This window comes from Psychrobacillus sp. (genome assembly GCF_032154225.1).
Taxonomy (GTDB): Bacteria; Bacillota; Bacilli; order Bacillales_A; family Planococcaceae; genus Psychrobacillus.
The window spans coordinates 46,275-66,422 of record NZ_JALDYF010000003.1 but is presented as its reverse complement, the minus strand read 5'-3'; the positions used below and the strand labels follow the sequence as shown (position 1 = coordinate 66,422).

Below are 20,148 nucleotides of genomic sequence, written 5' to 3'. Positions count from 1 at the left end.
TTATTTTGAAATAAGAAGAAACACACTTTACAATAAAGTGGAGGTGATGGAGATGAAAATAGAAGTATGGTCAGATTTTGTTTGCCCTTTTTGTTATATTGGTAAAAGAAGACTAGAAGAGGCACTAAAGCAAGTTGGTATTACCGATCAAGCAGAAGTAGAATTCAAAAGCTTCCAGCTAGATCCAAACACACCCAAAATATCTGATAAGTCTATGTACGAAGTGCTTGCTGAAAAATACGGTTCTACTGTAGAAGCTGCAAAACAAATGACAGCGGGTGTAGCAGAACAAGCAAAATCAGTTGGCTTAGAGTATGATTTTGATCGCATGAAGCCTGCTAATACGGAAGATGCACATCGTCTAGTAAAATGGGCATCAGAGCAAGGTAAGGCTAAAGAAGCAAATGAGCTACTTTTACATGCTTACTTCATTGAAGCGCAAGAGATAGGAAAACATGATGTGTTACTTGATCTAGTCGATTCAATGGGATTATCAAGAGAAGAAGCACAAAAAGTACTGGATTCGGATGCTTATTTAAACGAAGTACAAATGGATATTGCACGAGCAGGACAAATTGGTGTTCGAGGAGTACCATTTTTCGTAATAAATGATAAATACGCTATTTCTGGTGCACAACCAACAGAAGCATTTGAAGGTGCATTAAGAAAAGTGGCGGCAGAAGAAGGAATTTCTCCAAAGCTACAATCACTTGGTGAAGATGCAAATCTATGCACAGACGATAAATGTGATATATAATAAAACAAGAAAGCCAGTTAGGGAAAGTCCTAACTGTTTTTTTTGTTCTTCTTTATACGACATGGAGGGGCATCAACTTAGAGGTATAGCAGGAGGAAAGTACATGGAGTGGATTAGTAATATTGTGGATGGAGTAAATAATGTTTTATGGACATATATCCTAATAGCATTACTATTAGGTGCTGGATTGTATTTTACAATTGGTACGAAGTTTGTTCAATTTCGTTTGTTTACAGAAATGTTTCGTTTAATAGCGGAAAAGAAAGAAGAAAAAGGTGGAGTTTCCGCTTTCCAAGCATTCACGATTAGTACTGCTTCTCGTGTAGGTACAGGGAATATTACAGGGGTTGCCCTAGCTATTGGTGTCGGTGGCCCAGGAGCTATATTCTGGATGTGGGTTATTGCTACTATTGGGATGGCAACTGCTTTTATAGAAAGTACGCTTGCGCAAGTTTATAAAGTTAGAGATGGTGACACGTTTCGTGGTGGACCAGCTTACTATATGGAAAAAGCGTTGGGACAACGTAAATTAGCTATCGTTTTTAGTATTCTTTTAACATTATGTTTTGGTTTTATTTTTAATGCGGTGCAGTCGAATACGATTGCTACTTCCGTAGGTGAAGCATTTAATATTGCTCCGGCGGCTATTGGTGTAGCTTTAGTCTTGTTAACGGCGATGATTATTTTCGGTGGAATACATCGGATTGTGAAAGTGACACAAGTGTTTGTACCAGTAATGGCTGTTTTTTACCTACTCGTTGCACTTTACGTTGTTGTGACTAATTATACGGAAATTCCAGCGGTGTTTAGCTTAATCATTTCGGAGGCATTTGGTCTTCGCGAGGCAGCTGGTGGAGCAGTAGGAGTTGCTATTATGCAAGGTGTACGCCGCGGTTTATTCTCAAATGAAGCCGGAATGGGGAGTGTACCAAACGCAGCAGCTACGGCAAGTATTTCTCATCCTGCGAAACAAGGGCTTGTTCAGAGCCTAGGTGTGTTTTTCGATACGATTATTATTTGTTCAGCGACAGCATTCATCATTATTTTAGCAGGGCTTTATGATACTGGTGAAAGTAATGGAATCATTTTAACTCAAAACTCATTAGCAGAACATGTGGGTGGTTGGGCTCCATACTTTATAGCGATTGCGATTATTTTCTTCGCATTTAGTTCGATTATTGGAAATTACTATTACGGTGAAACGAATATAGAATTTATGAATGCGCATAAAGGATGGTTAACAGGCTACCGTGCAATAGTGCTAGGAATGGTTATGTTTGGCTCTATTGCGAATGTACAACTCGTATGGAACTTAGCAGATTTGTTTATGGGACTCATGGCAGTTATCAATATCATCACTATTCTTTTACTTGGGAAAATAGCGTTCTTAGTGTTGGATGATTTTACGAGCCAACGCAAAGAGGGGAAAAATCCAACGTTTTACGCAAAAACAATTCCGGGATTGAAAAATACGGAGTGTTGGGGCGAGGAAGACAGATAAATAACAAAAAAGCGTGCAGCCACTTTATAGTGCTTGCACGTTTTTTTGTTGTGAAAATATACAAAAAAAACACATAGAATTTATTATTTCTTAACATTCGATAGATATAGTTAACCTCAGAAAGAAGAATATAGGGGGAATTGATTTTGGGTATTAAAAAGACATTATTAACAAGTGTTACGGCAGCAAGTATATTGTTTGCAGGGAGTCAGCCTTTTAATGTGCTTGCGAAAGAGCAACCGCCTCTTAGTGAATATAGTGGGGATCAGTTGAACATCAAGCAAATTGGTCAATATGATAGCAAGTCAGGACTTGGTGGCACGGAAATTCTAGCATATGATGAAAAGCTAAAAAGAGCTTTTGTTACGAATGGAGCAAATTCAGCAATTGATATTCTGTCTTTTAGTTCTTTGAAATCTGGAAAGTTTACAGAAGTAAAATCGACGAAACGTATCCTTTTAAAAGATTTTGGAATTGAGAATGTAGATGATATTACAAGTCTTGCTTCACACCCTTCAAAAGACTTAGTTGCCGTATCTGTTGTAAGCAATCCAAAAACAGATCCAGGCTATATTGTTTTCATGACGAAAGAGGGGAAATATATATCAAAAGTGCAAGTTGGTTCATTGCCAGACATGGTTATATTTACACCTGATGGTAAAAGAGCAATCGTTGCAAATGAAGGTGAACCAAGTGATGATTATAAAGTGGATCCAGAAGGTACCATTTCTATTATTGATGTAACGGGTTCTCCAAAGGACTTTAAAGTAAATAATCTTACATTTCAAGATGTACCATTGGATGAAAAAGTTCGTGTTAGCTCAAAAGGTACTACCCTGCAACAATTAGAGCCTGAGTATGTGACAGTTTCGGAAGATAGCAAATTTGCTTATGTGTCTATGCAAGAAAATAATGCAATTGCAACGGTGGATTTACTTTCCGAGAAAATTCTTCATGTAAAAGGTCTTGGTGTAAAGGATCATTCAGTTGCTGGAAATGAATTAGATGGTAAACGGGACGAGAAAACGAAAATAGAGCGCCTTCCGTTGTTAGGATTATACATGCCAGATGCAATTGATTCTTTCACTTCGGATGGAAAAACGTATATTTTGACGCCAAATGAAGGAGATTCTAGAGATTACAAGGCATATTCCGAAGAGGCAGAGATTGGGGATCTAGTGGATAAAATAAAACTAGATGCGAAGAATTATAAAGGATTTACACAAGTGGAATTGGATAAAATGGTCGCAGATGGTTTATTCAAAGATATGAAAAAGACAAAAGTTACAATTGAAAATGGTTTGACAAAGGATGGAACATACGAAGCTCTTTATTCGTACGGTGCTCGTAGCTTCTCTATTTTTAATGCTGAAACAATGGAGCTTGTGTACGATAGCGGAAGTGATTTTGAACGAATTGTTTCAAAGGCGATGCCTAAATATTTCAATACGGATAATGAAGAAATAGCATACGATAAGCGCAGTTCTGCAAAAGGACCAGAACCTGAAACAGTAGTTACGGGTGAAGTGAATGGTACTAAGTATGCTTTTATCGCATTGGAAAGAGTAAGTGGAATTATGGTGTATGATCTTTCTAATCCAGTAAAACCTGCATTTGTTCAATTAATTTCTAGTAGAGATTATAGTGAGGATATTAAGGGAGATGTGTCTCCAGAAGGTCTGCGATTTATCCCAGCAAAAGTGAGTCCAACGGGTACTGCGTTACTAGCTGCAACGCATGAAGTATCTGGAACTGTGGCTGTTTATGAATTGAATATAAAGAAATAGATAAAAAAGAAAAACGCTCATAAGTTTGAGCGTTTTTTTGATGGATATTTCTCTATTTTTGTTTAAGCGAAATCTTTTACTAACAAATAAAAAAACGAATTCTAGTATCTAAAGACCAATAAAATTTACTCATTGTTTTCCCTTATTCCACTTATAGGGAATTTTCGACCATTCATAAAGCAGAATAATCAAGAACAATATTAAACAGACAATTATATTATCTATCCACATAACCTCATCTTTTACGATTAATTGCCAAACAGTTAATACTATAAAATATAATGAAGAGAACCTGATGCTTTTCTTAAACAAAATGTCACCGCCTTCATTACAGATTATTTCTACAAAATGAATTTATTCAACTAGCCTGCTGCTTTAGTTTAAGTGAAATCTTTCGCAACATTTAAATTTCCTTCATAAAAATAAATCTAGTATCTCCAACTCACAACAGTTTTCTCGATTGCTTTAACAACACCGACACCGCCTAAATTTAGATTAGTTTTTGTTTAATATTTTCGCTCTCAACCGTATCCATTAGCAAACTATGTGCGCTTTTTATGTTCTTCTCTCAAATGAAAGAAATCTTGTACCTTGGAAAGTAAGGATACCGAGGTCATCTTCTGCTATCATACCGTATTGCCCCCCACTAACAAGAAGCTCCATTCGGTCACCACTTTCTACTTGAAATGTTATGTAATAAGAAGTTGAAGCGGAGCTATTTCCAGAACCCCCACTTGTATTCGAACGTTTTGTAACTATTTGCACTGGTACGGATAGCTTAGGAGAATTATTATTTTTATTCCACTGTTTAATACTGCTAATAATTGCAAAAATGATTAGACCGAAAACAATAATAAAAACAGTTCCAATAAATAAAGGTCCTACAATATTCATAATATCGAAAAAATACATAATTTCTCTCCTTCCTTTCTTTTATTATTACGGCTCGAATTGAATAAAGTTTCGTGAATAGATAGAGAATAGAAAAAATAGGAGGGAATTATAGATGATTGAAAATATTTTACCGAGTAATTCGGAATCATATTGGCGTGCGCATGAAGATTTTCCGCTTTTTCCGAAGTTAAATGAAGATATGGAAGTGGATGTTGCCATTATTGGAGCAGGGCTGACTGGCATTACAGCAGCTTATTTGCTGCGTGATAGTGGATTGAAAGTAATCGTTGTGGAAGGAAGCGATATATTAAAAGGCACGACAGGATTCACGACGGCAAAAGTAACTGCACAGCATGGGGCCATTTATCAGCAGCTCATCGATACTTTTGGAGAAGAAAAAGCACGACTATATTATGAAGCGAATACAGAGGCAAAGGATTTTATTGAACAAACGATTGAGGAATTGGGGATTCAGTGTCATTTTGAAAAAGTAGATGCTTTTTTATATACGAATACAGACGATGGTGTAGAAGTTTTGCAGAAAGAACTTGAAGCGTATAACAAGCTTGGAATTGAAGGAGCGACTTTAACAAAGGATACTGGTCTTCCGTATACAGTAAAGGAATCACTTAAATTAGAAAACCAAGGACAATTCCATCCATTGAAATATGCCCTAGCATTAGTAAAGCAAGCGGAAAATAAGGGGGTTCAATTTTTTGAGAAATCCCGTGCAAAGTCGATTCATTCAACGAATTTAGTCGAAATGGTCGATGGCAATGAAATACGTGCAAAGAAAATATTAGTTTGCAGCCATTTTCCTTTTAATGATGAAGATGGGCTTTATTTTACTCGGATGTATTCGGAACGGTCTTATGTAATCGCTACACTGGCAGAAGCAAATTATCCGAAGGGAATATATATTAATGTAGAAAAACCGTCCAGATCAATTCGAACTACAGTAGGGACTGACGGCAGAAGGTACCTACTAATTGGTGGGGAAGGGCATATTACAGGACGATTTGAAGGGGATACGACCGCGAATTTCGAGGCATTGGCTGCGTTTGGACGAGAGCAATTCAAAGTGAAGCAATATGCTTATCGCTGGTCAGCTCAAGATTTAGTGACACTCGATCAAGTGCCGTATGTTGGTCCAATGACATCAGGGATGCAGGATGTGTTGGTTGCGACCGGCTATGCAAAATGGGGAATGACAAATAGTGCAGCTGCAGCAAAAATCATGGCAGATAATGTGCTGGATCGAGACAATCGATTTGCCGAATTATATGCACCAACACGGTCGAAAATGAAAATGGCAGACATTTCTACTTTCATCAAATCAAATGCAAATGTTGCAAAAGAACTTGTTAAAGGGAAAACAGAAAAAATCGATGTGTTGTTTCAAGATTTACAGCTTGGCAAAGGCGATATTGTAAAGCTCGATGGACGAAAAGTCGGAGCTTTTAAGGATGTTACGGGAAAAGTATATTTGGTAAAACCAGTATGTACGCATCTCGGTTGCGATGTTGTATTCAATGATGCAGAGTGTTCATGGGATTGCCCGTGTCATGGCTCTCGCTACACCTACACAGGGGAAGTAATCGAAGGTCCAGCGTACAAGCCTTTGGAGAAAATAGAGTTTGTCGAATAAAAAGTAATCGTATGAAGCAGAGCCATCTGATTCAACTAAAATAACAATAAAAAAGAGCTTAGAGCAAATTTCTAAGCTCTTTTTCGATTGTTTTTATTCGATATATCGGTTAAAATTATCGATACAGATAAAGGAGGAATATGTATGAAACGTCGGAGAGGGTTTATCCAGTGGGCCATTTTGCATTTACTCAAGGAAGGCTCGATGCATGGATATCAAATTATGAAGGAATTAGAAAGTCGTTCTGGTGGGCTTTATTCGGCGAGTGCTGGTACGGTTTATCCGGCACTCCAAGAACTTTTGGAGAAAGAACTGATAGATTTAGAGCCTGAATCAGACAAAAAAACTTATTTTATAACGGAAAAAGGGACGGTGCGTTTGAAAGAGTTCACCGACAGTAGAGAAGGTGAGTTTTGGGATGGGTGGAAGGCACGTTGGGTTTGGCAAAATTCGGATGAGGCAACTCAATTAAAAGCTACAATGGATTTGTGGGAAATAGAGATGAGAAGAGCAGTTAAGCAAGCACGTCGAAATCCAGAAGGCACTGCAAAATTAGTTGCTTTTATGGAAGAAATTACGGAACGCTTACGCCATGAAATTTGATAGAGAGAGGGGAATTCGATGAAATCCCTAAAGAAACTACTTCCTTATGTAAAACCGTATACTGTTTTTGCTATTTTAGGTCCACTTTTGATGTGTGTGGAAGTTGCGATGGACTTATTGCAGCCAACGATTATGCAGCATATTATCGACGAAGGTATTGGCAATAATGATAACGCTTATGTCATAAAGCTTGGCTTGTTAATGTTATTGACGGCTTTTATTGGATTGATTGGTGGGGCTGGTAGTACGGTATACAGTACAAAAGCAGCCGTGAATTTTGCGGCGGATATACGACGAGATGTATTTAAAAAGACGGAACAATTTTCTAGTAAAAATACAGATTCATTTGGAGCAGGGAAATTGATAACGATCGTGACAAATGATGTGACTTCTGTACAGCAGGCGTTAATGATGCTGCTACGTATTTTTGTACGTGGACCTCTATTGTTCATCGGTTCTGTTGTAATTGTTTGGTTTACAGCACGCGAGTTATTTCCTGTATTACTAGTAGCCATTCCGATTTTAATAGCTTTTATTTATTATTTTTCGGCGCAATCAGGAAAGTTATTTGCGAAAGTGCAAAGAGCAATGGATCAGGTAAATACAAAGCTGCAAGAAACATTTGCGGGTATTCGAGTGATCAAAGCATTCGATCGCCAGGATTATGAAATCAAAGAATTTGAAGCAGTGAATGATACGTTAACGAAGCGGAATATGTCTGCGGAGCAAGTTATTCTAACACTTATGCCAATCATGCTTTTTGTCGTCAACCTTGGTGTTGTGGTGGGTATGTGGATGGGTGCTATAAAAGTGAATGAAGGAACGCTACAAGTTGGTGTTATATTAGCTTTTATTAACTATTTAACTATTATTATGAATGGATTAATCACAAGTAGTCATGTATTAATGCAAATTACTCGTTCCTTCACTTCAGCAAATCGAATCCAGCAAGTGCTTGATACGGAGATTGATATTCAAGAGCCTAAAACACCTACTTCCATTCCAGCAATAAAGGGAGAAGTAGAGTTTAGAGAAGTGAATTTTAGCTATAGTAAAAATGGAGAATATGTGTTGAAAGAGATGTCCTTCCGAGCAAAAGCAGGACAGACGATTGGCATTATAGGATCTACGGGTAGCGGGAAATCAACATTAGTAAAATTAATCCCACGACTATACGACCCAGATTCAGGAGCTATTTACATAGATGGGGTCAATGTAAAGGATTATTCCTTGGAACAGCTGAGGGAATCGATTGGTTTTGTGCCACAAAAAGCTACATTGTTTTCTGGAACAATCGAAGAAAATTTACGCTTCGGCAAGGAGACGGCGAGTCATACAGAAATGGGAGAAGCAGCTCAGTCTGCGGCTGCAAGTGAATTTATAGATAAATTGGATGAAAAATTTGCACACGAGCTTATGCAAGGAGCGACGAATTTATCTGGCGGTCAAAAACAGCGTCTGTCTATGACTCGGGCGTTTATACGAGAGCCGAAAATTTTAATATTTGATGATTCGACGTCTGCAATTGATGCTTTGTCGGAAGCGGCCGTTCAACAGGCTTTAAAAAATAGCTACACTGATACAACTGTGTTTATCATTTCTGCAAAAGTGTCTTCAATTATTGATGCAGACCAGATTCTTGTCATCGACGATGGAATGATTGAAGCAAGCGGAACGCATGAGGAATTACTAATCACGAGCAATGTGTATCGTGGAATTTATGAAACGCAAAGCGGGAAGGGGGTTCATTCGCATGAGTAAAACTTCCTCTCAACCAGCGCCAAATGTGATGGGACGTGTACGTGGACCAGGTGGATTTGGTGGACCGATTGTTAAAGCACGGGATAAAAAAGGAACGATCAAACGTATATGGACGTATATGGAGAAGCAAAAAATTGGGATGATTGCTGCTATTGTTTTAGTAGTGTTATCAACTTTACTTGGTCTGCTCGTACCTTATTTAATAGGAGTCATCATCGACGATTATATTATTCCAAAGGATTTGGATGGTACGCTTCAGTTTTTATTTGTATTAGCTTTTGTTTATATTGCTACCTCGATATTTACTTGGCTGCAAACTTTTCTAATGGTTCGAGTGTCGTTACAGACAATCCGATCATTGCGCCAAGACTTGTTCAATAAATTCCAAACACTGTCATTACGCTTCTTTGATAAACGTACGCATGGCGATTTGATGAGTCGAGTGACGAATGATATTGAAAGTTTAAATAATGCACTGAGCCAAAGTGTTATTCAAATATTCTCTTCTATTTTAATGGTTACAGGCGTTACGATAGCTATGTTTATGCTGAACTGGGTACTGGCGGTTGTGTCGCTATTCGTCATCCCTTTGATCATCTTTACGACGAAAAAAATTATTAAATATAGTAGTAGCAATTTCATTAAAAGGCAACGAGATTTAGGCGAATTAAACGGCTTCATCGAGGAAGCTATTTCTGGCAATGAAGTCATTACGATTTTTGGGCAAGAGGAAAAGACATTCACAAAGTTTTCTGAGGTAAATGAAAGACTTCGTCATTCTGCAATGGCAGCAGATACGGTATCGGGATTTCTTGGACCAGTAAATAACTTCATCAACAATTTAGGGCTAGCTTTAGTTATCGGAGTTGGCGCACTCATGACGGTAGAAGGAATGGCGACAGTAGGAATTATAGCAGCTTTTGTTACATATTCGCGCCAATTTTTCCGTCCGATTAATCAGCTCTCTAGTCTATTAAACACGTTCCAGTCTGCTATAGCTGGAGCGGAGCGGGTTTTTGAAATTATGGATGAAACGGTGGATTTAAAAGATGAGAAGAATGCCATTACGATTGAATCTTTTAAAGGAGATGTAGAGTTTTCGAATGTAAACTTTTCATATGAAGCTGGCAAACCAATTTTAAAAAATATTAGCTTCCAAGCAAAAGCAGGAGAAAAAATCGCTTTGGTAGGTCCAACAGGTTCAGGGAAAACGACGATTATTAATCTTTTAATGCGCTTTTATGATATTGATTCAGGCAATATTAAAATCGATGGTCTGCCTATTAAGGGCTACCAAGTGAATAAACTCCGTGAAAAAATCGGTATTGTACTACAGGACACGTTCCTGTTTTCCGGAACAATTCTGGAAAATATCCGCTATGGACGTCTAAGTGCAACAGATGAAGAAGTCATTGCTGCTGCAAAAATGGCTTCTGCACATAGCTTTATTAAGCATTTACCAGAGCAATATAAAACGCTCATTACCTCAGGTGGAGCAAGTTTAAGCCAAGGTCAGCGTCAGCTACTAGCAATTGCTCGAGTCATTTTAGCAGACTCAGATATATTGATTTTAGATGAAGCAACCTCGAGTATTGATACGAGAACGGAAATTGAAATCCAACGGGGGCTGAACCGTTTATCTGAAGGGAGAACAAGCTTTGTCATTGCCCATCGTCTCAAAACCATTGAGAACGCCGATCGCATATTAGTTATCCACGATGGGGAGCTAATTGAAAGCGGTACGCACGAGGAACTATTGCAGCAAAAAGGTTTTTATTCTGAACTATATGAGAGTCAGTTTAATATTTGAATGAAAAAAAATTGTAGAGATTTCTGGAAATGAGGACTCTACAAGCTCAAACTTTTTCTACAGAAAAACAATTATAAAAATCCAATGAGCCCAGTAATAAAAACTGCACTCATTGGATTTTTTTCACGACAATCTTTGCTAAATCCCCTTTGTTAGTCGCAAAGCTGTTTGATATAAAATGTTCGTACCATCGACGAGGTGATTTGGATCAGACCATTCTTCTGGACAATGACTAAGTCCGTTTTTACTTGGAATGAACACCATTCCAGCGGCAGTAAAATCAGAAAAGACCATTGCATCATGACCCGCACCGCTATTAATCGAGCAATTAGGAATTGCCAATTGGTCACTCACTTCTTTTAAAACGGATCGAACAGTTACATCTAATTCCTTTGGCGAAATATGAAGCAATTGTTCCGTAAAAATTTGAATGTTCCCCCTATTTTGGGAAGAAATTAATTGCTCTACCTTTTGTACAACATTTTGTATATGTACTTCTTGAGCAGAACGAATATCAATGGAAAATACGACTTTGCTTGGAATGACGTTTGCGCCGTTTGGATATACATGTAGTTGTCCGGTTGTAATCACTGTATCATGACCTTCATCTATTGCTAGTTGAGGGAAAGCGGCAATGATTTGTGCTGCTGCAACAAGTGCATCGGATCGTCCATTCATAGGTGTAGTACCGGCATGACCCGCCTGTCCTTGAACCGTAACCTCCAATTGAGTTAATCCAACAATTGCTTCTACCACACCAATAGTAATGTTCTTTTCTTCTAAAATAGGACCTTGTTCAATATGGAGTTCGAGAAATGCTTTTATCGTTTTTGGGTCGCGCTGCTTCAATTTTGAAGGGTCCAAACCAATATTCCGCATTGCATCTACTACTATAATTTCATCCTTATCGGCAAGTTTTTGAAAATCTTCGTTTGTTAATAAACCCATCATGCCTAGAGAGCCCATTAATCCACCGCCAAAACGGGAACCTTCTTCCTCGACAAGTGCAATAATTTCAAGTGGATAGGTCGGCTGGCATTTATTTTCTTGAAATAAAGCAGCAACTTCTAATCCAACTACTACACCTGCTGTTCCATCATAAGCACCGCCATTTGGAACAGAGTCGAAATGCGAACCGATAATTATAGAGGGAGCGTCAGGAATAGTTCCTTCAAGCTTGCCGAAAATATTTCCAAGGCCGTCTTCCGAAATAGTAAGCCCATATTGTTTCATTTGTTCTTTAATATAATTGCGAGCATCAAGATCTTCTTTACTAAATGTAAGTCTTGTTACACCTTCTCCAGGAGAGGCAGTAAACTGGCTTAGCAATTCAATATGCTGTGTTATTCTCTTTTGATTTGCAAACATGTTATCTCTCCTAGTTTATAAAAAATTTTAGAGAGAAGTAATTTTTATATCATTCTCTGTTTTTTTTTGTAACGACATTAAGACAGGATCATTTGATTCGATTAAGCTTGCTTGTTTTTGCTGCAAGTCTATTCGCATTTTTTCAGTTTCTAGTAAAAAGTTATCGTATCTTAGTCGTTCTAGTTCAATCTCATCTTTGATTATTGATGCTTTTATTTTCTGTGACTGACGAATATGTGTTGTCCAAATTGCAGTGAGTGGAATAGAAAAAACCATTACAACTGCAACAAGCCCTACAAAGTCCATGAATATCCCTCCAACTATATTTTCTTTAGTATATACGAAAAATGGAAAGAATAGTTCAAAAAAAATAACGACTCCGAATATTCAGAGTCGTTTTGAGGAATTCTATTATTAAGCTGGGTTTAATTCAAGTTCAACCGAAATTTTAATGTCGTCTCCAACTAATACGCCACCAGTTTCTAATGCTTGGTTCCAAGTTAAATCGAATTCTTTACGGCTGATTTTTGTTTCAGCTGAGAATGCTACAACTTCTTGGCCCCATGGGTTTGTTCCTTTTCCGCCATATTCTGTTTCGAAAGTTACCGATTTAGTAACGCCTTTAATCGTCATATCGCCAGTTACGTCATATTCGCCATCATCTGTTTTCTTAATATCAGTAGCAACGAATTTGATGCTTGGGAATTTTTCTGTATCAAAGAAGTCAGCAGAACGTAAGTGATTGTCGCGGTCTTCATTGTTAGTAGAAATAGATTTTACATCGATGTCAAAGCTAATAGAAGCGCCAGTTAAATCTTCTGCGTTGCCGTCTAAGTTTGCGCTGAAGTTTGTAAAAGAACCCTTTACTTTTGAAACCATCATATGTTTTACAGAAAAGTCGATACTAGAATGTGCTGCGTCAAGATTAAATTTTGTCATTGTTATTTCCTCCTCAGGATTGTTGTTTTTTTAAGTATAAAACACTATTGTCTTGAAGTCAAGATACATCACTTCAAGATTATTTGGAACGCTAAACATTTACTATGACCAATTTTTTTGGTGATAATAAACACTTAGTTACTTTATGTAAGTAACTATAATTTAATTCCTTGATTACGTCAAGTAATTAAATTACTTTTATTTTACAAAATGAACATTCCAATATATAATGAGGTAGTAATTGAGGTGAATCAGATGAAGGAAATGTTATTATGTCCACGTTTAGCAAAGGCAATGGAGTTGCTTGGAAAAAGGTGGACGACGCTAATAATTTATCAATTAATAGATGGTGCTAAAAGATTTAACGAAATTGAGTCGTCGCTTCCTATTAGTGGTCGACTTCTTTCTGAACGTTTAAAAGAGCTGGAGAAAGAAGGGATAGTAGTAAGAACCGTCTTTTCGGAAGTCCCCGTACGCGTGGAATACAATTTAACGGAGAAAGGCTACGCTTTAAAAGATGTAGTCAGTGGAATCGAGTCTTGGTCAAAGGACTGGTTGTGAGTTTTTTACTTGATAAAATGCGTGCGAGAACGCATACTATGAAAAGGTAAAAATTAAAGGTTAATGAGGAAAGGATTGTCTCTTTTTGACTAAACAACAATGGTTTCAAGATTTGGTTATGCAGCTTGACTCGAAGAACGTAAAAATAGATGAAGCATTGAACTTGCATACAATGACGAAAATGGGCGGAGTTGCAGACTTGTTTGTAACGCCTGAAACGGAAGATCAAGCTGCGTATGTTGTTCAATATGCATATAATAATGATATTCCATTATTACTTCTTGGAAATGGATCAAATATGGTCGTTCGAGACGGCGGTGTGCGTGGAATTGTATTGCGCTTAGAGTATTTGAACAAAATTACGATTAATGGAAACAGAGTAATTGCCGAAAGTGGAGCCGATATTATCGATGTTTCGCGAGCAGTTGCCAGTGAATCATTAACAGGATTAGAATTTGCTTGTGGTATCCCAGGATCAATTGGTGGTGCGATGGCGATGAATGCAGGCGCATATGGCGGAGAAGTTAAGGATGTAACCGTCCGTACGACTGTGCTTACACCGGCCGGAGAAAAGTTAATTCTGTCAAATGAAGAGCTAGAATTCTCCTATCGTATGAGTCTTATTATGAAAAAAGGGTATTACGTATTATCAACGGAGTTTGAATTAGCACCTGGAAATCCAGAAGAAATTCATGCGAAAATTGCTGACCTAACGTTTCAACGTGAGTCAAAGCAACCGTTAGAATATCCGTCAGCAGGTAGTGTGTTTAAGCGTCCTCCAGGATATTTTGCAGGAAAGCTTATACAAGATAGCGGTTTGCAAGGGAAAGGTTTTGGCGGAGCAGAAGTTTCTACGAAGCACGCTGGTTTTATTGTTAATAAAAAAAATGCAACGGCTACTGATTATATAAGTACGATTGAAATGGTGAAGCAAACGGTCAAAGAAAACTTTGACGTGGAGCTAGAGCTAGAAGTAAAAATTGTCGGTGAAAATGAGTAATACTATAAATATAGGCTTATGAATATTAATATATTCATAGGCTTTTTTTATTGCGATATAAAGGTAATAAAAAGCAAAACGTCGAATAATGTTAAAGAGCAAACTAGAGGGGGATGCAGATGAAAAAGGGATGGAAGATATTATGGTGGACGGTTGGAAGTATTGTAGCGCTATGTTTAGTTGTTGTAATTGGTTTGAATACATATATATCAAGTTCGAAACCAATTATTAAAGGGGAGCTAACGTTAGATGCGCTAGATGCAGAAGTAAAAGTTGTGCGAGATGAAGATGGCGTACCGCATATTCAAGCAGAGTCGGATGCAGATTTATATCGTGCACAAGGATTTGTACAAGCGCAAGATCGATTATTTCAAATGGATTTAGCAAGAAGGCAAGCAAGTGGGCGTCTAGCGGAAGTTGTTGGAGAAGCTGCGATTAGAACAGACAAGTTTTTCTTAACGTTTAGCTTACGAGACGCTGCTGAAAAGTCGTATGAAGGGTATAACGATGAAGCGAAGCAAGTGCTGAAGTGGTATACAGAAGGGGTTAATGAATTTATTCGCTTTGCTAAAGAAGATAATAAATTGTCGTATGAATTTAAGTTACTAGGCTATGAGCCGGAAGAGTGGACGGAAATTGATTCATTAACAATTGGCAAATACATGGCTTATGACTTAGGTGGTAACTGGTCTTCATTAGCGATAAATCACTGGGCGTTAAATGAATTCTCAGAAGATAAAGCGAAGGAGCTATTCATCAAATATCCAGAAGAATCTCGTTCAATAATTGAAGCAAACAAAAATAATGAAGTGAATGTAGCTGGTTACTTTGATGCCTCCGTTTTACCTAATGAGTTTAACGGCAGTAATAACTGGGTTCTTAGTGGGGATAAGACGGAAAGTGGGATGCCTCTTTTGGCGGATGATCCGCATTTAGGATTGAGCACGCCATCGATTTGGTATCAAATGCATTTACAATCACCAGAGCAAAACGTGAGTGGCGTTATTTTTGCAGGTATTCCTGGAATTATTTTAGGGCATAACGATGAGGTGGCATGGGGTGTAACGAATGTTGGACCAGATGTGCAGGATTTATATATTGAAACGCCAAACCCTGAAGATCGAACGCAGTTTTCATATGAAGGGAAATGGGAGCAGGCAGAAGTAAGAAATTCACCGATTAAAGTGAAGGGGCAAGAAGATGTTCCTTTTGAAGTAGTTGTAACGCGTCACGGCCCAATTATTTCAGATGTATTATTTAAAGAAGAAAAACCGAGCGCATTATTTTCGATGCAGTGGACAGCGTTAGAGCCGACACTTGAGCTTCAAGCAATATTAAAAATGAATAAATCGAAAAACTGGGATGACTTTGAAACAGCTTTAGAAGATTTTCATGCACCCGCACAAAACTTTGTGTTTGCAGCAAAAGATGGAACGATTGCTTATAAAGCGAACGGAAGAATTCCGCTAAGAAAAACGGGAGATGGGCAGCTACCGGTACCGGGGGATTCCGCCGAGTATGGTTGGAAAGGATATGTACCATATGATGAGCTTCCGATTGTCGTAAATCCAAAAGAAGGTTTTATTGCAACAGCGAATAATGAAGTAATAGGTGAGTCATATAAATATCATATTACAGATTTTTGGGCGCAATCGTATAGATACGAGCGTATTGCCGAAGTGCTAGAAAGAGATGAAAAGTTTACAAAAGAAGATATGATGAATTTGCAAATGGACCAAACAAATTTATACGCAAGAGAGTTTTTAACGAATATGATGGGTTCTGTTAGTAAAGAGGATGTAGAAGGAAAGTATAAAGATGCGCTAACGATGCTAGCGGAATGGAATCAAGTGGATGATAAAGATCAAGCGGCTCCACTTATATTTTATAGATGGATGAAAGAGTTACCTAAAACATTACTGTCTAAAGAAATGCCAAAAGACGTATATGAAATGCTTCCGGGCAAAGGCAATATTACAGATCAGTTTTTGCGCCAAGGCTATAAAGAAGAGGAAAGTGTATGGTTAGAAGAGTACGGTGGTGTTGATAAATGGGTATATGATTCTTTTGCTAAGGTAATTGATGATTTGTCTGAGGAGTACGGGGACAATGAAGCAAAATGGAAATGGGGAGATTTCCACCAGCTTACATTTGATCATCCACTTTCAGGAGCTTCTCCTATTCTTGGTTACTTATTAAATCCAAAATCTGTTCCGGTTGGTGGCTCGAATATTACGGTCCAGGCTGCTGGATCTGGAGAAGATGGAAGAGTAGACCACGGAGCATCTTGGCGATTTGTTGCCGATTTATCTGATTTGAGTGAGGCCTATCATATTGTGGGACCAGGTCAAAGTGGTCATGTGAAATCAGATTGGTATAACAACCAAGTCATGGACTGGGTAAAAGGGAAATACCATACGACTGTTATAGATGGGACAGTGGAAAATGGGTATGAGTTAATATTGAAAGCCGAATAAGGTTGGAAAAAGCGATCACTTCGTCATGAGGTGGTCGTTTTTTTAGATTAAGAAAGTATATAAAAATGTTCCATGAACACGGTTTTTGGGGCATCTATAGAGAGGGGGGGAGTATAGAGATGGGTGGTGTGGATTTCGTTACAAGCGGACCCGTACCCTGGGGCACGGCTTCTCCTGCGGGGATTTCAGCTCGCTAGAAGCGACTTGCTTCTTCTATTGCCAAAAGCATTTAACTACTTGGTACTGAATTTTCTGGCGAGCGGAAGGCGAACATTTGCCATACGATGACCGACTAATAAACTTGTTGTAAGTGGTGCAGGCACTTACAACAAGTTAAGCTTTTCCGTTCATCGTATAGCCTAAAGGGAGCTAGAAACTACGTCGTTAAGATGTTTTTGCTTTAAAGGACCGGGTATCTTTTGGCTCGGTTTTTCTTATTGAATCGAATGGTTCTAGCATGTGAATAAAACATTCAAATAATCCTTTGAATGAAGTTGCTATTTGAATAGTCAGAGCATATAATAAATTTAACAATCAAACAATCATTTGAATGAGGTGCTAAAATGTCCACGCAAGATATGTGTGAAGTTACGTGTGAAATAACAAAAGTAAATGAAGATACCGTATCATCGGTGAAAAATAAGCTGCCGGATGTAACGAAGGTTGCGCAAATTTTTAAAGCGCTGGCAGATGAAACAAGATTAAAAATAGCGTATGCATTAACGCTAGAAGAAGAGCTTTGCGTATGCGATGTGAGTGAAATTATTGGGTCTTCGACTGCAACTGCATCACATCATTTACGATTTTTAAGAGATTTATCGCTTGCAAAATCTCGTCGCAAAGGTAAATTGGTTTATTATTCATTAGCGGATCATCACGTCAACGAATTAGTAAAAATCGCATATGAGCATGCGATAGAAGAGGGTGAAGAAGATGGTGCAAGCGACTAAAAAAGAGTATCGTTTAGAAAATTTATCGTGTGCTAGCTGTGCCATGAAGTTTGAAAATAATATAAAAAGCCTTCCAGAAGTAGAAGATGCAAAAGTTAACTTTGGTGCTTCTAAAGTAGCGGTTATTGGGAATGTATCCGTGGAGGATATTGAAAAAGCTGGTGCCTTTGATGGGATTAAAATAGCTCCTGTAAAACAGCGTAACCAAGAAAAAATTCCTTTTTTCAAACGGAAAGAAAATGTAACAACCGCAATTTCGTTCGTATTTTTAGTAATCGGGATTATTGCATCGTTTACTTACGGGGAGACACATCCTATAGCGATTGGATTATTTGTTATTTCGATTGCAGTTGGTGGTTACGATTTATTTAAAGGCGGTCTTGTTAATCTATCACGCTTTTATTTTGATATGAAGACGCTTATGACGATTGCGATTATTGGTGCTGCAATTATTGGAGAATGGCGTGAAGGAGCAGTCGTTGTATTTTTATTCGCTGTAAGTGAGGCCCTAGAAGCATACTCGATGAATAAAGCACGGCAGTCAATTAGTCAGCTAATGGACATTGCGCCTCCGACGGCAACGATTCGTCGAGGAACTGAATTAGTAGAGGTAGATACAGAATTTATCCAGATAAATGATACGCTTATTGTGAAGCCTGGACAAAAGATTGCGATGGATGGGGTCGTCTTGAAGGGGACTTCAGCAGTCAATCAAGCGTCGATTACTGGAGAGTCGGTGCCAGCGGTAAAATCAATTGGCGATGAAGTATTTGCTGGAACGTTAAACGAAGAAGGATCTTTAGAGGTAAAAGTAACGAAAAGAGTAGAAGATACGACGATTGCGAAAATCATCCATTTGGTCGAAGAGGCACAAGCAGAAAAAGCACCCTCTCAAAAATTTGTTGATAAATTTGCGAAGTATTATACGCCAGCGATTATCGCAATAGCTTTTCTAGTAGCTATTGTTCCACCGCTATTCGGAGCGGACTGGCAAACTTGGATTTACCAAGGGCTTGCAGTATTGGTTGTTGGCTGCCCATGTGCATTAGTTGTGTCCACACCAGTCGCGATTGTAACAGCCATTGGGAATGCGGCAAAACAAGGGGTACTCATTAAAGGTGGAGTCCATTTAGAGGAAATTGGACGATTACAAGCAATTGCTTTTGATAAAACAGGCACATTAACAAAAGGATATCCTGAAGTGACGCATGTAGAGGCGGAAGGGCAAGATGATTTTATTCAAAAAGTGATGTCGATTGAAACATATTCACAGCATCCATTAGCTCAAGCAATCGTAAAGTATGCGAAAAAGTCAGAATTACAAGCGTTAGAGGTCGATCAGTTCCAATCAATTACCGGAAAAGGTGCAGAAGGAATAGTCGACGGAAGCAAATGGACGGTTGGTAGTGTTTCATGGATTACTGCTATTAGTTCTGTATCGGCTGAAACAGTGGCTAAAATTGAACAGCTTCAATCGGAAGGGAACACTGTTATGCTTGCTGCCGAGGAAGGCATATTTAGAGGTTTTATTGCCGTTGCAGATCCAATTCGTTCAACTAGTGCCCAGGTGTTGAAAGATTTGAAAAAAGCGGGCATTAAGCATACAGTTATGTTAACTGGTGACGATGAGCGTACAGCGACAGCGATAGCTGCTAAACTTGGAATGACAGATGTAGAAGCAGGGTTAATGCCAGAGCAAAAGTTGTATGCGATTAAAGCATTGAAAGAAAAGTATCGAGCAGTAGCAATGGTTGGAGATGGTGTAAATGATGCACCTGCCCTTGCAGCGGCAACGGTTGGAATTGCAATGGGAGGAGCAGGAACAGATGCTGCACTTGAGACAGCAGATGTTGCGCTTATGGCAGATGATTTAGAAAAATTGCCATATACAATCCGATTAAGTCGAAAAGCATTGCATATTATTAAAGAAAATATTATGTTTGCATTAGGATTAAAAATTATTGCATTACTACTCATCATTCCTGGCTGGTTAACTTTATGGATTGCCATCTTTGCGGATATGGGGGCGACACTTCTAGTAGTACTAAATTCATTGCGATTACTGAAAGTTCATAAGTAATCTGTTTCGGAG

16 protein-coding genes are annotated in these 20,148 nt (G+C 38.4%); 12 read left to right on the top strand and 4 right to left on the bottom strand.

All coding sequences use genetic code 11. The features are described from left to right. Positions 1 to 52 precede the first annotated feature (52 nt). The 3 genes from RUH95_RS06000 (at position 53) to RUH95_RS05990 (ending at position 4,045) form a co-directional block, all read left to right on the top strand. Positions 53 to 757 (top strand): DsbA family oxidoreductase, encoded by a 705-nt coding sequence (locus tag RUH95_RS06000; protein WP_313891931.1) that lies wholly within the window; start codon positions 53 to 55, stop codon positions 755 to 757. Positions 758 to 860: 103 nt separating this feature from the next. Further along, positions 861 to 2,258 (top strand): alanine/glycine:cation symporter family protein, encoded by a 1,398-nt coding sequence (locus RUH95_RS05995; RefSeq protein WP_313891930.1) that lies wholly within the window; start codon positions 861 to 863, stop codon positions 2,256 to 2,258. Positions 2,259 to 2,404: 146 nt separating this feature from the next. Further along, on the top strand, positions 2,405 to 4,045 hold the full coding sequence (locus RUH95_RS05990; RefSeq protein ID WP_313891929.1) for a choice-of-anchor I family protein: 1,641 nt from the start codon (positions 2,405 to 2,407) through the stop codon (positions 4,043 to 4,045). A 555-nt stretch (positions 4,046 to 4,600) separates the two neighbouring features. On the opposite strand, the gene RUH95_RS05985 is transcribed toward RUH95_RS05990, so the two are convergent. Further along, positions 4,601 to 4,957, bottom strand: a complete 357-nt coding sequence (locus tag RUH95_RS05985) for a DUF2500 domain-containing protein (protein ID WP_313891928.1) — start codon at positions 4,955 to 4,957, stop codon at positions 4,601 to 4,603. 94 nt (positions 4,958 to 5,051) lie between these two features. Between RUH95_RS05985 and RUH95_RS05980 the strand changes: the two genes are divergently transcribed. From RUH95_RS05980 to RUH95_RS05965, 4 genes are all read left to right on the top strand, one after another. Next, complete coding sequence (locus tag RUH95_RS05980; RefSeq protein ID WP_313891927.1) at positions 5,052 to 6,587, top strand: FAD-dependent oxidoreductase; 1,536 nt, start codon at positions 5,052 to 5,054, stop codon at positions 6,585 to 6,587. A 144-nt stretch (positions 6,588 to 6,731) separates the two neighbouring features. Continuing rightward, positions 6,732 to 7,190, top strand: coding sequence for a PadR family transcriptional regulator (locus RUH95_RS05975; RefSeq protein ID WP_313891926.1), 459 nt, complete (start codon positions 6,732 to 6,734; stop codon positions 7,188 to 7,190). 18 nt (positions 7,191 to 7,208) lie between these two features. Beyond that, positions 7,209 to 8,951 (top strand): ABC transporter ATP-binding protein, encoded by a 1,743-nt coding sequence (locus RUH95_RS05970; RefSeq protein ID WP_313891925.1) that lies wholly within the window; start codon positions 7,209 to 7,211, stop codon positions 8,949 to 8,951. Continuing rightward, the gene (locus tag RUH95_RS05965; protein WP_313891924.1) at positions 8,944 to 10,761 is read left to right on the top strand and encodes an ABC transporter ATP-binding protein; all 1,818 of its coding nucleotides are present in this window, start codon (positions 8,944 to 8,946) and stop codon (positions 10,759 to 10,761) included. Before RUH95_RS05970 ends, RUH95_RS05965 begins: the two co-directional genes overlap by 8 nt. 138 nt (positions 10,762 to 10,899) lie before the next feature. Here the strand turns inward: RUH95_RS05965 and RUH95_RS05960 are convergent, their stop codons facing one another. From RUH95_RS05960 to RUH95_RS05950, 3 genes are all read right to left on the bottom strand, one after another. Continuing rightward, positions 10,900 to 12,129, bottom strand: a complete 1,230-nt coding sequence (locus tag RUH95_RS05960; RefSeq protein WP_313891923.1) for a Zn-dependent hydrolase — start codon at positions 12,127 to 12,129, stop codon at positions 10,900 to 10,902. Positions 12,130 to 12,156: 27 nt separating this feature from the next. Beyond that, on the bottom strand, positions 12,157 to 12,435 hold the full coding sequence (locus RUH95_RS05955) for a hypothetical protein (RefSeq protein ID WP_313891922.1): 279 nt from the start codon (positions 12,433 to 12,435) through the stop codon (positions 12,157 to 12,159). A 108-nt stretch (positions 12,436 to 12,543) separates the two neighbouring features. Next, entirely contained in the window at positions 12,544 to 13,068 is a 525-nt protein-coding gene (locus RUH95_RS05950; protein WP_313891921.1) for a YceI family protein, read from the bottom strand. A gap of 255 nt (positions 13,069 to 13,323) precedes the next feature. Between RUH95_RS05950 and RUH95_RS05945 the strand changes: the two genes are divergently transcribed. The 5 genes from RUH95_RS05945 (at position 13,324) to RUH95_RS05925 (ending at position 20,136) form a co-directional block, all read left to right on the top strand. Then, positions 13,324 to 13,629, top strand: coding sequence for a winged helix-turn-helix transcriptional regulator (locus RUH95_RS05945; protein ID WP_313891920.1), 306 nt, complete (start codon positions 13,324 to 13,326; stop codon positions 13,627 to 13,629). Between the two features lie 85 nt (positions 13,630 to 13,714). Then, a complete protein-coding gene (gene murB / locus RUH95_RS05940; RefSeq protein ID WP_313891919.1) occupies positions 13,715 to 14,629 on the top strand; it encodes a UDP-N-acetylmuramate dehydrogenase in 915 nt (304 codons plus the stop codon). Between the two features lie 119 nt (positions 14,630 to 14,748). Then, on the top strand, positions 14,749 to 17,106 hold the full coding sequence (locus RUH95_RS05935) for a penicillin acylase family protein (protein WP_397469481.1): 2,358 nt from the start codon (positions 14,749 to 14,751) through the stop codon (positions 17,104 to 17,106). Positions 17,107 to 17,669: 563 nt separating this feature from the next. Beyond that, the gene (locus RUH95_RS05930) at positions 17,670 to 18,056 is read left to right on the top strand and encodes an ArsR/SmtB family transcription factor (RefSeq protein ID WP_397469480.1); all 387 of its coding nucleotides are present in this window, start codon (positions 17,670 to 17,672) and stop codon (positions 18,054 to 18,056) included. Further along, positions 18,040 to 20,136 (top strand): heavy metal translocating P-type ATPase, encoded by a 2,097-nt coding sequence (locus tag RUH95_RS05925; RefSeq protein ID WP_313891917.1) that lies wholly within the window; start codon positions 18,040 to 18,042, stop codon positions 20,134 to 20,136. The genes RUH95_RS05930 and RUH95_RS05925 overlap by 17 nt, the downstream gene beginning before the upstream one ends. The last annotated feature ends 12 nt before the right edge of the window (positions 20,137 to 20,148 follow it).